The sequence below is a fragment of the Acinetobacter venetianus RAG-1 = CIP 110063 genome, assembly GCF_000368585.1.
GTDB lineage: Bacteria > Pseudomonadota > Gammaproteobacteria > Pseudomonadales > Moraxellaceae > Acinetobacter > Acinetobacter venetianus.
In genome coordinates this window covers 1,638,945-1,653,667 of record NZ_KB849558.1, presented here as the reverse complement: position 1 = coordinate 1,653,667, position 14,723 = coordinate 1,638,945, and the positions used below count along the sequence as shown (strand labels likewise).

Below are 14,723 nucleotides of genomic sequence, written 5' to 3'. Positions count from 1 at the left end.
AAAATGAGCTCGATATGGGTATATCCAGGGCAAGGTGCTCAAAAGGCCAATATGTTGCACGATCTTCCGCAACATCCTTTGGTTAATCAGTACCTTGAACAGGCCTCTGATGTTTTAAAAGAAAACGTCATGTTATTAGATCAAGCTGAGGCTTTAAAGTCTACTTATTCAGTTCAACTTTGCTTATATATCGCGGGTGTTGTGAGTTCTGCATTGTTACAAGAACAAGGATTTCAACCCAAGTTTGTCGCTGGTTTATCCATTGGCGCTTGGGCAGCTGCAACAGTAGCCAATGTCATTCAGTTTGAAGATGGTGTGCGCTTAGTTGCGAAACGTGGTCAATTGATGCAGCAAGCTTATCCAAGTGGATATGGAATGACGGCCATCATTGGCGCTGATCGCTCTCAGGTTGAAAACTGGGTTTCAGAGGTTCATGAGCAAGATGCAGAAGTTTTTATCGCAAATCTAAATGCCGAAAATCAAATCGTAATTTCGGGATCATTGGATGCTATGCAACGGGTTGCATTATTGGCAAATCAACAAGGTGCAATGACGAAAAAAGTAGAGATCAGTGTGCCATCACATTGTGTGTTATTGGAAAAACAAGCACAGCAGCTCGCTTGCTTCGTGGAGGGAGTCAATTCACAGCAACCTACAATTCAATATTTAAGTGGTACATCTGCACGGCTACTGAGAACAGATACTCAGATTATTGATGATCTTGTTTTTAATATGAGTCGGATGATTGATTGGCACAACACTGTTCAAGCAGCTTGGGAACGAGGTGCGCGCTTACAGATTGAGGCTTTACCAGGAACGGTTTTAACAGGTTTAGCACGTAAAGTATTTAAAGAAGGAACACTATTATCCTTTCAAAATACACAACTTGAAAGTCTGATTATGGCAATGCAAAAGGACAACGATTTTGTATAAAGCCTAATCAAAAAAATGATGTCACTCAAAGGATAGAGGAAATTTAAAATGATTATATACGGAACAGCTATTTTAGCGATTTGTCATTTATTAGGTGATTACTTTGGGAATACGTTGGGTATGTTACTCGGCGTAAAAGCCAATGTTGGTGGTGTGGCGATTTCCATGCTTTTACTGATATTGGCCAAAGAACTATTGGCAAAAAAAGGTTATTTACCACAAGTCACTCAATTCGGAATTTTATATTGGTCTGGTATGTACATTCCAATCGTAGTGGCAATGTCAGCAGGTCAAAATGTCGTTGCGGCACTATCTGGTGGTTTACTCGGCATCATTGTGTCTGTTGCCTCACTAATCGGAACAGTGCTTGTAATTCGATATTTAAATCGTATTAGTGGCGACTATGAAACTTATGAATGGTCTATCGAAACAACGGAAAAAACAGCTTAAAACGATAAAATCATAAAGGAATTATGAGATGGAAACTTTAATAGCGGTTCTCAGTAAAAATGCACTTGTAACAGCACTTGCGGTAACTGGGCTGATGATGTTTGTTTCACACTTACTGTCTAAATATTTAACCAAAGGAAAATTGCAGAGTTCAGCGATTGCGATCACTTTGGGATTGGTGGTTGCCTATTTTGCAGGTGTTTATACGAACGGGACCAAGGGTATATCTGATATTGCAATTTTCTCGGGATTTGCATTATTGGGCGGGGCAATGATTCGTGATCTCGCGATTGCTTCAACAGCTTTCGAAGTTGATGTTAAAGAGGTAAAAAAGGCGGGTAAAGTTGGATTAGTTGCCTTGCTTTTAGGCTGTGTAGTGCCCTTTGTAATCGGCGTTGTAGTTGCTTGGTTCTTGGGATACAAAGATCCTGTGTCTATGACGACGATTGGTGCAGGTGCGATGACCTATATCGTTGGGCCAATTACGGGTTCGGCTATTGGTGCAAGTTCAGATGTGATTGCTTTGTCTATCGCAATCGGTCTGATTAAATCGGTATTTTTTATGATTGGCACACCCTTGTTTGCAAAGTTTATGTATCTCAAAAGTCCGCGTTCTGCGATGGTATTTGGTGGTTTGGCAGGTACAACCAGTGGTACAGCGGCAGGATTGGCGGGTACAGACGTTAGATTAGTTCCTTATGGTGCATTGGTTGCGACATTTTATACAGGCCTTGGATGCTTGTTAGCACCGTCTATATTTTTCTTAACGGTAAATGCGATTTTCAGTTAAATATATTTTGCTTTAACAGATGAGGGGGAGGTGGTTCAGACAGAATCATTTCCCCTCAATATTTATAGATACTGTCGCGCAAACATTCTGCATTCAGCAATTAATGCTAAGAGGTTCGGATCTCGCTCCTTACTCTTTAGAAAGACTAAGCCAATTTCTTGTTTGATTTGATAAGGCGATTGCAGAGGAATCAACTTGACTGAGCTTTCATAAATGGTTGAGATACGACCGGGCAATAAGGCTAAACCCACTCCTGTACTCACCATACTGATTAAAGTAAAAATATCGCTAACCTGTAAAAAGACTTTAGGATCTATGCCTGCTTTTTCAAATACGACGTCACTGTCATGACGTGTTGCAAAGCCTTTGGATAGGGTTAAAAACGTTTCATCTTTTAATGTACTTAAGTCGATTTCTTCGAGACTCGCAAGCGGAGAGTTCTTATTCACAGCTAAATAAATATCATCTTGAAACATTGCTAAACTTTCAAAATCAGCATCAGATGTTGTTTCATTTAAAGCAACGATAATGGCATCTAATTCAGTCGTTTTTAATTTTTTAACTAAATCGAGATTAGAGCTGAGCAAGAGTTGAATATCCAACTCACCACGCCTCAACTTCAGACCACTAATCACGTTGGGAATGGTATTGACCGTAAGTGAATATAACGAACCTAAATGCAATACTTTTGCCGCGAAACCTGCTGCTTCTCTGGTTTTATTTACAGCGGTAACAATATCTTGAATAATTTTCTGCGAGTTCTCTTGTAAAACATATGCGCTTTTTAGGGGAATTAAATTCCGTCCTTCATTTTTGAATAGAGGACATCGCAAGCTATTTTCTAAAGAGTGCAATGCTTTATGTACGCTAACATTACTGATTTGCATTTCGGCGGCTGTTTTTGAAAGGTTGCCATAACGCATAAATGAGAGGAATATTTGAATTTTCCGTAAAGTTAAATCTTCATCGATTTCCATATCAATAATGCCTGTACCAGATGAGGTATGAATTGAAAAATAGTTCGGTTTATTTAAACGTTTCTAAGCTTCAGTTCATATTAAGGGTAAAATTTAACTCAATGTCCAATGTTAGACTAAAATCTGTCAAAAAATTAGATGCCTTAATATTCAGGGTTTTAGCGTGCATTGACGATTAATCAGTAGTTTGATGATGGCATATAAATGGGTTAAACCGCCCATTAAAATCAAAAAGTTTAAAAATTCAGATTTCTTTAAGTTTCGTACATTAATTTAAAGATACGGCAAACACCGTAGCAAGCAAAGCAATACCCTTGGCCACATTCTCCAGATGTGGCTTTTTTTATATTTATCACTTAATCTCAGTCTTACTATTGTGAACATCTAAAAAGTGATTGAGATACTTTTAGCCACTATGATCAGATAAAAATTTAAAAAATCTATAAGTTTTTAGAATGAAAAACAGAGACATATAATTGAAAAATTTATATTAATATGTGATCTAGTATGCATTTTAAAAAAGGTTGACGTCATGTGTTGAACTCATGAGTTCTTATTTAAGATTTTGTTTTTAATATATAAATTATTTTTAATATTTTTTGTTACAACCATTTTGTCGACAAGTTTAGCTGTAATTTGCCATATTTTCTTTGCAAAATTTAGCACAAGACTCCTTTATGGAATCAACTTAACCTTACATCGCACAGCTGCTTTTATTTTCACTTTGTTGTCACTTTTTTCATTTAAACCTTAGTTCAGCTGTGTTTTTCAAATTTTTAAAATGGAAGTTTTTTCAATGAAAAATATACAAATCAAAGTAAAGGATCAGTTTGAAACCGAAAATGTTGCAATTGCTTTAATTAGCAAGGTAAATGATCTAGAGATTCCTTTATTTAAACGCATTGAGCATATTGAAATTGAAGGTGAAATTTTGCGACCGAATATGGAATTGCTCTATGAAAATCCAAAAGATGGCCGTATTTATCGTTTTATTGATATCGTTCATTCAAATTAATTTGAATGTGAAGAACTGACTTTTGGGTTTATTGTCGGTTTCGCATAATCGATTTGATGCATTTATTTTGAGTAATTTAAAAGAAATTCCATAACTATAATTGTTGTGGGGTTTTCGTCGTTGAAGTAGGACGCTTTATAAAAAAGCACTAGACAAGTCCAAAACTTATCTAGTGCCATCGATCAAAAGATTATAACGCTGTTTTAGCAGATACAGATTCCCAACCACCGCCTAAAGCACGGATTAAATCTACGCTTGCAAGCATACGATCTCCATTCAGTTGTGCAGCGCGTTGTTGCTGTTGTAATAGATTTCGATCGGAATCAATCACATCTAAATAGCTCACAGCACCTTCACGATAACGTAAATGTGCCAGTTGATTGGCATGCTTACTCGATTTTAGTGCTAAATGTTGAGCCTGTATTTGTTGATCTAGGATGCGTTGATCAGACAAGCCATTTTCAACTTCACGAAATGCATTTAAGACGGTTTGCCGATAACCAGCGGCGCTTTCTTCATAAGCTGCACGCGCTTGAGCAACGCCAGCCTTACGTTGTCCACCATCAAACAAAGGCAAAGATAAAATCGTGCCCGCAACAGGACCTAATAAAAAGGTTCGGCTTGACCAGTTCCCTAAGCTCCCTAAACTTGCTGACTCGTATCCGAGTGCACCTGTGAGATCTAATTTGGGGAAAAATGCAGCGCGGGCTATACCAATGCGTGCATTATTTGCTGCCATAGCTCGTTCTGCCGCAGCGATGTCAGGACGACGTTCAAGCAGAGAGGATGGAAGTCCAGCAGGCAAAACAACGAGATCCGAATTCACAGGTTGAGTTGTTAAACTGAATTCCGCTGGCGTTTTACCCAACAATACTGCGAGTGCATGTTCAACTGTCGCTCGACTACGCGCAATATTTAATGCGTCACTTTGCGCAGTTGATAATTCGGTTTGGGAACGAGAAAAGTCCAATTCACTGACTAAGCCATTGCGATAACGAAGTTGCATTAAATCGCGTGTTTCAGTGAGCAGTTGGATATTCTGGTGATAAATCACTTGCTCGGTATCCAATTGTCGAATCAAAAAATAGGTTTGAGCAACATCTGCTTGAAGTGCAAGTAGAGCAGAGTGATACAACGCTTCTTGTTGCTGAACATCTGCTGTTGCAGCATTCACACTACTTGCGATCCGTCCGAATAAATCTAATTCGTATGAAACGTTTGCTTGTGCTCGCCATAGAGTACGTGCTGAGGTTGGTGCATCCGCATCCAGTCCTAATGATGCAGGAGATGGTTTCTGGCGCGTCGGTCCAAAACCTGCACCAATACTCGGTAAGCGCTCGGCTTGTGCTGCTGATCTTAGTGCACGCGATGATTGAATATTTGCTGCCGCTCTTTTTAGATTCTGATTACCTGAAATAGCTTGCTGTTCAAGTCCATTCAGTTGAGGATCATTAAAGACACGCCACCATTCACCTCGAATGTGTTCATCGGCGGGTTGAGCAATCTTCCATTGTTCGTTTTCAAGTGCTGAATTTGCTTCTTTAAATTTGATAGGAATAATCATTTGTGCTGGTTGGTATTCAGGCGCAAGGGAGCAGCCTGCGAGCAGCAGGCTTCCTATCAGTGAGGACAATAACCATTTTGGCGTAGATGCTTTCATCAAATGTCCTCCTTATTGATGATTCGGATTATGTAAAGGTGCTTCGTGTACCGCAGCAGAATGCAATTTATGTTTGCTATTCAATGTACGAATCAGGACATAAAATGCTGGGGTGAGGAATAGACCGAATAATGTTACCCCGATCATGCCAAAGAACACCGCTACACCCATGGCATGGCGCATTTCTGAACCAGCACCTGTCGATGTTACGAGTGGAATTACACCCATAATAAAGGCAATCGAGGTCATCAAAATTGGGCGTAAACGTAAACGACTTGCTTCAACAGCTGCTCTAAATGCCGTAGCACCTTGCATTTCGAGTTCACGGGCAAACTCGACAATTAATATGGCATTTTTACAGGCCAGTCCGACGAGTACCATGAGTCCAATTTGGGTAAAGATGTTGTTATCGCCACCCGTGAACCAGACTCCAGCCAGTGCTGCCAAGATACCCATTGGAACAATCAAAATAACAGCCAAAGGAAGCGTAAGGCTTTCGTATTGTGCAGCTAAAACCAAAAACACGAGTAAGACGCTGATTGGAAATACCCACAATCCTGCATTACCCGCTAAGATTTTTTGATAGGTTAAATCTGTCCATTCAAATTTTACCCCACGCGGCAAGGTTTCTGCTGCAATGCGTTCAACAGCGGCCTCTGCTTGGCTTGAAGAATATCCCGGCGCAGGACCGCCGTTAATATCTGCCGCAGTGTAGCCGTTATATCGCACGACCATTTCTGGACCGTAGGTTTGTGTGACTTTCACCAATGAAGAGAGTGGAACCATTTGCCCAGCATCATTTCGTGTTTTGAGCTGTGAAATGTCTTCTGGATTGGCACGGAACGGTGCATCCGCTTGAGCACGCACTTGATAGACACGACCAAAACGGTTGAAATCATTGACGTATTGCGAACCCAAGTAGATTTGCATGGTATTAAATACATCGGTAATGGCAACACCTTGTTGTTTGGCTTTAACACGATCTAAATCTACATTTAATTGTGGGACATTGATCTGATAACTCGAGAACATTGGCCCTAATTCGGGTGCGGATTGTGCTGCTTTCATAAAGGATTGCGCTGCATCATTTAGGGCCGAGTAACCTAATGCACCACGATCCTCAAGTTGTAGTTTAAAGCCACCCATCGTACCTAAGCCCATCACAGGTGGTGGTGGGAATACCGCGATATAAGCATCTTGAATCGCAGCATATTTTTGATTTAATGCACCAGCAATCGCATTGGCTGAAAGATCAGCGCCTTTACGTTCATCAAATGGTTTTAAGGTGACAAAGACGATCCCTGCACTTGAGCTGTTGGTAAAGCCATTGATGGATAAACCGGGGAATGCTACGGCACTTTCGACGCCGGGTTGTTTGAGCGCGGCATCACTCATTTTTCGAATCACAGTTTCAGTGCGGTCGAGTGAAGCACCATTTGGTAATTGGGCAAAACTAATCAGGTATTGTTTATCTTGAGCAGGAACAAATCCTCCGGGAACGATATATGAAATCCCAATGGTCAGACCAAGTAATGCAGCATAGACACCCATTGCTGAAGCTTTATGGGAAATGACGCGGTTCACGCCTCGACCGTATTTGTCCGAAGCACGAGAGAATACACGATTGAATAATGCAAAGAAGCGTCCAAAGACACGATTCATAAAACGCGTCAGTACATCAGGTTTCGCGTCATGACCCTTCAGTAACATTGCAGCTAAGGCAGGCGAAAGGGTAAGAGAGTTGAATGCTGAAATGACAGTTGAAATAGCAATCGTCATTGCGAATTGCTTATAAAACTGACCTGTTAAACCTGTCATGAATGCAAGAGGGACGAACACGGCAACAAGAGTCAGGGCAATCGCAATAATCGGGCCGCTCACTTCACGCATGGCACGATAAGTCGCATCTCTTGGGCTTAAACCTGCTTCAATATTCCTCTCAACATTTTCCACCACGACGATCGCATCATCGACTACGATTCCGATAGCGAGAACCATCCCGAATAGCGAAAGTGCATTGATGGAATAACCAAACGCCAGCATCAGTGCAAATGTACCAATTATCGAAACAGGTACAGCGAGTAAAGGAATGATGGATGCTCGCCATGTTTGTAGAAATAGGATTACAACCACGACAACTAGAGCAATCGCTTCAAGTAAGGTATGAATAACAGCCTTGATACTGGCACGTACGAACTGAGTTGGATCGTAAACAATGTCGTATTTAATCGAGGATGGAAAATCTTTAGAAAGTTCCTGCATGGTGCTACGCACTTGATCAGAAACTTGTAAGGCATTAGCACCCGGGGCTTGGAAAATTGGTATTGCGACAGCTTGTTTATTATCAAGTAATGAACGTAAGCCATATTGTGATGCTGCAAGTTCAACGCGCGCGACATCGCCGAGTTTGGTCACAGCACCATCAGCAGCCGTTTTTAAAATAATATCGGAGAACTCTTGTTCAGTACTTAAACGACCTTGAGCATTCACAGAAAGTTGCAAGGGTGAATCATTTGGTGCAGCCCCGATAGTTCCCGCTGCAACTTGAATGTTTTGTTCACGAATTGCATTGACGACTTCAGTGGCGGTGAGATTTCGTTGAGCGACTTTCTGTGGATCTAGCCAAACTCGCATCGCATAATCGCCAGAACCAAACAGCCCAACTTCGCCAACACCCTGCAAACGAGCCAAACGATCTTTGACGTTGAGGACTGCATAGTTCCTCAGATAAGTCATATCGTAGCGGTTATCTGGAGATGTTAGATGCACAACCATGGTTAAAGTGGGCGAGCTTTTTAGTGTTGTAACACCTAAACGTTGTACGTCTTCTGGGAGGCGGGGCAACGCTTGCGAAACACGGTTCTGTACCAGTTGTTGTGCTTTATCAGGATCAACACCTAGTTTGAAGTTCACTGTAATCGTTAGATTGCCGTCACTGTTTGCTTGAGACTGCATGTACAGCATGTCTTCAACGCCGTTAATAGATTCTTCTAACGGAGAAGCCACGGTCTCTGCAATCACTTTAGGGTTTGCCCCTGGATATTGGGCACGTACCACAACTGAGGGCGGCACAACTTCGGGATATTCGGAAATTGGAAGCTTAAAGACAGAAAGTAGACCCGCCAGCAAAATCAATACTGACAGCACGCCAGCAAAGATCGGCCGATCAATGAAAAACTTAGATATATTCATATTGGATTAACCTTTGGCCGAAGTTGAGTTTTTGTCTGTAGGCTGAGGTTGTGAGGAGCTATTCTCTGCAATGATTTGCGCGTTTGGCATAGCAACAAGGTGTGGTGTAATTGGATCTCCGGGACGAATTCGTTGTAGACCATTGACCACGATACGTTCACCAGCTTTTAAACCACCATCAACGATTTGTAAGCCATCTTGTTGAGCACCCAGTTTAACTTCACGATATGCAGTTTGATTTTTGGCATCTACCACAACCACAAAGCGCTTGTCTTGATCTACGCCAATTGCAGTCGGATTGATGAGAATGGCTGAGCGAGGTTGTCCTCCACCAAGACGAATACGAGCGTAAAGTCCTGGGAGCATAACGCCTGTAGGATTTTCAAAAGTAGCGCGAACACGGATAGTGCCTGAAGTACTATCGAGGTTATTGTCGATGGAGCTGATATAACCTTGGCGAGAAAAGCCAGACTCATTTGCAAGTCCCATATACACTGGCACTTGAGCTGAGTTTCTTTGGTTACTGATATATTTTAAGTAGGTTTGTTCATCTACATCAAAAGAGGCATATAAGCGCGAAACAGAGACCAGTCGAGTCAACACTTGTGCACCATTTCCAGCTGAAACTACGTTTCCAACCGTCACTTCTGCCCTAGAAATTCGACCACTGACAGGCGCAGTAATTCGGGTATATTCCAGATTTAATCGAGCAGATTCTACGGCTGCTCTGGCCGCTTGTAAGTTCGCATTTGCTGAGCGAGCTTCATTTTGAGCTTGATCAAGCTCTTGACGAGCAATGGCATTGCTTTCAATTAAGCGTTGGTTACGGCTGAGGTTTGCGGAGCTATACGTTACTTGTGCCTCGGCAGAGGCAAGTTGAGCTTTGGCGCGGTTGAGTTCTGCTTCAAATGGTCGAGGATCAATGCTAAATAGCAAATCGCCTTTATTAACCAAGCTGCCATCTTTGAAGTGGACAGCAATCAGTTTACCTGAAATTTGTGGGCGTATATCGACTTGATCAATCGCCTCTAAACGTCCTGAGTATTCTTGCCAATCGGTAATGGTTTTATTGACAACTGTGGCTACATCTACTGTGGTTGCGGGTTGAGAATTCGCTGCTGGGGTAGCTTTTGCATCTGCATTTTCTTGAAAGAGAAGAAAACTGCCACCTGTAGCAAAAATGGCAATAATGACAGCAGACAGCGTCAGCTGTTTGCGAGAAAGTGACATGAGGTGCTCCTAGTTATTTGGATCCCTGTTTTCAGACTTTTAGTTATGGTCTGTATGGGAGAAACAGGATTTATGGAATGAAAGGAGCATAAAAGTTTGTCAATAATGAATAAATACATTAAATTTGATAACACTATTCGTATTTTTATAATAATCGTTAGGTAATTGTTTAGATTATTCGATTGGGAGTGGGCTTGTGGATTTATTTCATGCGATGAAAGTTTTTAATAAAGTTGTTGAAACCAACAGCTTTAGTTTGGCTGCCGATACGCTGGGTTTGCCACGAGCTTCTGTGACCACAACGATTCAATCTTTAGAAAAACATTTACAAGTTCGCTTGCTTAATCGAACAACGCGTAAGCTGAGTTTAACCCCAGATGGTGCTGTGTATTATGACCGTACCGTGAGAATCTTAGCCGATGTTGAAGATGTTGAATCTTCTTTTAATGATGCTGAGAGAGGGCCACGCGGACGATTAAGGATTGATGTTCCTGTCTCGATTGGACGGCTGATCTTGATTCCTCGACTACGTGAGTTCCATGCACGTTATCCTGACATTGATCTTGTGATTGGGTTGAATGATCGTCCAGTTGATTTGGTCGGCGAAGCTGTCGATTGCGCAATTCGAGTCGGTGAGTTGCAAGACTCTAGTTTAATCGCAAGACGTATTGGGACTTTCCAATGTGCGACAGCTGCATCACCTTGTTATTTAAATAAAAAGGGTGTACCAACTTCTATTGAGGATTTACAGAAAAATCATCAAGCGATTCATTTCTTTTCAAGTCGTACAGGTCGTAATTTTGACTGGGACTTTATGGTTGATGATTTGATTAAAAGTGTCAGTGTCAATGGGAACGTATCGGTTAATGATGGAGATGCCTATATTGATTTGGCGTTACAAGGATTTGGAGTGATTCAGGGGCCTCGTTATATGCTTACTGATCATTTAGAGTCTGGAGCATTAACAGAAGTACTCCCGCAGTGGACACCTGCGCCGATGCCGATTTCAGCGGTATATTTACAAAGCCGCCATTTATCACACAAGGTTAGAGTCTTTGTTGATTGGGTTGCAGAGTTATTTGCTGCCTGTCCGTTATTGGGCGGCAGTGCGATGCCACTCGATCAGAAATGTAAATTTGCATGTGATCAAAAGACTAATCATGAATATACGATTCGTACTTTAGTAGAGCAGCATAATATTGCAGAAGCGAGAGCATTGAAAACTTAATTAAACAAACAATGTCGCATTGTTTTTTATCGATATTATTCTAAAGCTCAATAATTATATTGATCAATTTCTTCATTTATCTTTTAGGGGTAAATGCTGTCATTTCAGGACAACTTTAGATTTAAGCTTAGTCAATTGGTTGACAGTTTTCTGATTCATCGCTACCTTGCTTAAGTTAGTTCTTTTTTGAGACTGACTAGCTTCCCATCATTTAAGATGTAAAGCATTTATGGGAAATAGTGAGGAGATGGAGTGAGTTGATTATGGTTAATCAAAATTTCATCAAATTTATTATTTAAATAGATATAAAAGAGAAACAAGAAATGAGTTCAGTTGTTCTTCATCAATGGGAAATTTCGCCGTTTTGCCAAAAAGCAGCGAGAATGCTTCGCTTCAAAGGAATTGATTTTGAGACCATAAACTACAATGGAATTTTAGGGACAAAAGTGCCATTGCTGAGTAAGGTTGGCAAAGTTCCTGTGGTGGATATTCATCAGCAACGCATCCAAGATAGTACTCGGATTGCGCGCTACTTAGATGAGGCTTTTCCCGACCAAGCTTTACTTTATCCCAAAGATCCGACACAAAGAGCTTTTGTTGAATTATGGGAAGATTGGGCTGATGAATCCTTGTATTTTTATGAGGTCTATTTACGTGTCAATGATTCAGAGGCTTTGGCGGAAGCTATTCGGATCAGTAGCGAAGGTCGTCCAGCTTATGAACGAGTGATGGTTAAAGGCTTTATTTTAGCTGAACTCAAAACGCAATTGTTTTTTCAGGGCACTGGTCGAATGAAAGCTGAAGATGTTCATGCAGAATTTAGACGACACTTAGATCGAATCGAACAGGTGCTTTCAGCGACAGGTTGGTTAGTTGGGGATAGTCAAACAATCGCAGATATTGCTGTGGTCTCACAGTTAGGTGAAGTGATTCGCACGAGTCGTCAGTTTGGTAAAGAAATATTAAGTCGACCTGTAATTAAAGCTTGGTATGACAAGCAAGCTGAGTAATCGCTATGACCATTTCCCTTTCAGAAAGACAGCAATGTGTTGTAGTGGTTGGTGTGGGTGCATCGCAAGGTATTGGAGCTGCAGTGAGCCGCCGTTTTGCTCAAGAAGGTTTAAAAGTCTATGTTGTGGGTCGCACACTGGAGAAAGCAGAGCAGATAGCAACCAAGATCAAAAACAATCATGGTGACGCAGTTGGATACTGTTTAGATGCTGAAGATCCAATACAAGTACAACAACTGTTTCAATCGATTTCGCTTAGCCAAGAGCAGTTGGTCGCAGTGATTCATAATGTGGGTGGAAATGTACCTTCAATTTTCTTGCAGTCATCATTGAAATTTTTTAGCAAAATGTGGCATTCAACTTTTTTATCAGCATTTTGGGTTTCGCAGAACTGTTTAAAAATTTTTCAGCAACAAAAAGCGGGCACATTAATCTTTACAGGTGCAAGTGCCTCGTTGCGTGGTAAGCCTTTTTTTGCTGCATTTACTATGGGTAAATCTGCTTTGAGAGCTTATGCTTTGAACCTAGCCCAGCAGTATAAAGCTCAAAATATTCATATTGCTCATGTGGTGATTGATGGCATGGTGGATGGGGATCGGGTCAATAAAGCATTGTTCGGTTTAGGTCGTTTGGCTCGAATGACACGTGGGACTGGTGGTTTGAATATTGATGCAATTGCTGAAAATTATTGGATGCTGTATCAACAGACGGCTGATCTATGGACGCATGAGTTGGATCTTAGGCCACATCAAGAAAAATTTTAGGGTGATCATCATGAGCAATAAACTATTTCGATGGGGCAAGAAAGCAACAGGTTGTATGCTAGTTGTTGGCAGTGACATTCAACAGCTCAGCCAAAGTTTTGCTGAGACAAATCTGATCGATGCTTTGCATGTTTATCACGTTGTGAATGATTTAAATCAAGAAAAAATTCATATTGAAAAATTGCACAATCAATTGACCGTAGTCCGCATAAATTTGATTGATTCGCATGCATTAAAGAAACTGCTTTCGCATATCACAAGTTCAAAGCATCAAATTGAATTGTGTATTTTCCAAGCTTACTTTAGTCATGCTCGTGAAATGGATACTTTGTTATCTCAAGAAGCTGAGCATGAATGGAATAATAATGGCTTGAGTGCTGTCAGTTTATCTCAGGTGATGATCCGTGAAATGTTGATGCGACAAAGCGGAACTATGATTTTTCTAGGTTCTCAACCTCAGAGTTCAGCATATTATGATCCTCTCAGCCAGAGTTCATTTGCTGCAATTCGAGCATTGTCTCAGTCATTAGCAAGAGAGTTTCATCCCAAGGGAATTCATGTGTGTTATTGCATGCTAGAGCGTTGGCAAGGAAATCGCGAAGATTTCGTGAATTCGGTTAAAAAAGCTTGTTTGCATTTGCATCAGCAACCGAATTCAACGTGGAGTCAGGAATTGAGTTTAGGGATATAGCATCTTAGAGCTAAAATATTTTAAGCTTTAAATCACTTTGTTTTTGCTACATTCGCTTGATTTACTGCTGTTGTTTAATTGCTTCTAAACCTGCTAAGGAAAAGGTCATCAGATGCTTAACCAATTGTTGAGCATTCATTTTTGAAATATCTTGTATGGGTGCAGGTAGATTACTCCCGACGATCAGTAGCATCATACATGGCGCAACGACACTCAGAACACAAGGTAATAGCGCTGGGTGATTTTCATCTAGTCCTGAAACCTGACTAATAATTTTTCGGACGGCTTGAAACTTTCTAGCACCATCACTCTGCATAAATGCTTGCAGATGCGATGTAGGGGAAAATAATTCGCGAATAAAAACTTTACTATGCCAGACATCTTTTTCAACGAGCTTACTCACCAGCGTTGCAAAAAATGTTTCAAGTTTTTGTGTCGGAGGGAGAGGGCTATCCACGAGCGCCAATAACTGTTGTTCGTTGAGATAATGTGTATGTGCTTCAGCCAACACAGCGCTATATAAACCATCACGACCATCAAAATGATAGTTAATCGCAGCTAAATCGACCTCTGCCAATTTGGCAATTTCTTTGTTTGTTGTCTGAGCAAAACCATTTTGGGCAATCAATTGACCTGCTGCCTCAAGAATTTTTGATTTGGTAATATCACCATCACTGCGCCTAGCTCTAGACATTTTTTACTCTGAATCAAACTTTAATTTTAAGTATATCTTTTTTCCTTAAATTGATATAGTTTAAATTTAAATTGAATTTAAACTTTAAT

General features: G+C 40.9%; 13 protein-coding genes. 8 read left to right on the top strand and 5 right to left on the bottom strand.

The annotated features are described in order from the left end of the window. The first annotated feature begins 3 nt into the window (after window positions 1–3). The 3 genes from mdcH to madM are packed head-to-tail and all read left to right on the top strand — an operon-like array spanning window position 4 to window position 2,173. The gene (mdcH, locus tag F959_RS13250) at window positions 4–933 is read left to right on the top strand and encodes a malonate decarboxylase subunit epsilon (RefSeq protein WP_004880980.1); all 930 of its coding nucleotides are present in this window, start codon (window positions 4–6) and stop codon (window positions 931–933) included. A gap of 48 nt (window positions 934–981) precedes the next feature. Beyond that, a complete protein-coding gene (gene madL / locus F959_RS13245; protein WP_004880978.1) occupies window positions 982–1,383 on the top strand; it encodes a malonate transporter subunit MadL in 402 nt (133 codons plus the stop codon). Between the two features lie 28 nt (window positions 1,384–1,411). Then, window positions 1,412–2,173 carry a malonate transporter subunit MadM gene (gene madM, locus F959_RS13240; RefSeq protein WP_004880976.1) on the top strand — a complete coding sequence of 254 codons (762 nt, stop codon included), beginning with the start codon at window positions 1,412–1,414 and terminating at the stop codon, window positions 2,171–2,173. A 62-nt stretch (window positions 2,174–2,235) separates the two neighbouring features. On the opposite strand, the gene F959_RS13235 is transcribed toward madM, so the two are convergent. Beyond that, window positions 2,236–3,150: a LysR family transcriptional regulator gene (locus F959_RS13235; protein ID WP_004880974.1), complete on the bottom strand. Its 915-nt coding sequence runs from the start codon at window positions 3,148–3,150 to the stop codon at window positions 2,236–2,238. 796 nt (window positions 3,151–3,946) lie between these two features. Here F959_RS13235 and F959_RS13230 point away from each other — a divergent pair. Beyond that, entirely contained in the window at window positions 3,947–4,165 is a 219-nt protein-coding gene (locus F959_RS13230; protein ID WP_004880972.1) for a hypothetical protein, read from the top strand. Window positions 4,166–4,355: 190 nt separating this feature from the next. Here the strand turns inward: F959_RS13230 and F959_RS13225 are convergent, their stop codons facing one another. The 3 genes from F959_RS13225 to F959_RS13215 are packed head-to-tail and all read right to left on the bottom strand — an operon-like array spanning window position 4,356 to window position 10,247. Then, window positions 4,356–5,825: an efflux transporter outer membrane subunit gene (locus F959_RS13225; RefSeq protein ID WP_004880970.1), complete on the bottom strand. Its 1,470-nt coding sequence runs from the start codon at window positions 5,823–5,825 to the stop codon at window positions 4,356–4,358. Between the two features lie 12 nt (window positions 5,826–5,837). Continuing rightward, the gene (gene adeG / locus F959_RS13220) at window positions 5,838–9,017 is read right to left on the bottom strand and encodes a multidrug efflux RND transporter permease subunit AdeG (RefSeq protein ID WP_004880968.1); all 3,180 of its coding nucleotides are present in this window, start codon (window positions 9,015–9,017) and stop codon (window positions 5,838–5,840) included. A gap of 6 nt (window positions 9,018–9,023) precedes the next feature. After that, window positions 9,024–10,247, bottom strand: a complete 1,224-nt coding sequence (locus F959_RS13215; RefSeq protein ID WP_004880965.1) for an efflux RND transporter periplasmic adaptor subunit — start codon at window positions 10,245–10,247, stop codon at window positions 9,024–9,026. A 196-nt stretch (window positions 10,248–10,443) separates the two neighbouring features. Here F959_RS13215 and F959_RS13210 point away from each other — a divergent pair, with 196 nt between their 5' ends. The 4 genes from F959_RS13210 (at window position 10,444) to F959_RS13195 (ending at window position 13,940) form a co-directional block, all read left to right on the top strand. After that, window positions 10,444–11,475 (top strand): LysR family transcriptional regulator, encoded by a 1,032-nt coding sequence (locus F959_RS13210; protein ID WP_004880964.1) that lies wholly within the window; start codon window positions 10,444–10,446, stop codon window positions 11,473–11,475. Between the two features lie 323 nt (window positions 11,476–11,798). Continuing rightward, a complete protein-coding gene (locus tag F959_RS13205) occupies window positions 11,799–12,485 on the top strand; it encodes a glutathione S-transferase family protein (RefSeq protein ID WP_004880962.1) in 687 nt (228 codons plus the stop codon). Window positions 12,486–12,490: 5 nt separating this feature from the next. After that, on the top strand, window positions 12,491–13,249 hold the full coding sequence (locus tag F959_RS13200; protein ID WP_004880961.1) for an SDR family NAD(P)-dependent oxidoreductase: 759 nt from the start codon (window positions 12,491–12,493) through the stop codon (window positions 13,247–13,249). A 10-nt stretch (window positions 13,250–13,259) separates the two neighbouring features. Next, on the top strand, window positions 13,260–13,940 hold the full coding sequence (locus F959_RS13195) for an SDR family NAD(P)-dependent oxidoreductase (protein WP_004880960.1): 681 nt from the start codon (window positions 13,260–13,262) through the stop codon (window positions 13,938–13,940). Between the two features lie 61 nt (window positions 13,941–14,001). Here the strand turns inward: F959_RS13195 and F959_RS13190 are convergent, their stop codons facing one another. After that, window positions 14,002–14,634 carry a TetR/AcrR family transcriptional regulator gene (locus tag F959_RS13190; protein ID WP_004880959.1) on the bottom strand — a complete coding sequence of 211 codons (633 nt, stop codon included), beginning with the start codon at window positions 14,632–14,634 and terminating at the stop codon, window positions 14,002–14,004. Window positions 14,635–14,723 lie beyond the last annotated feature (89 nt).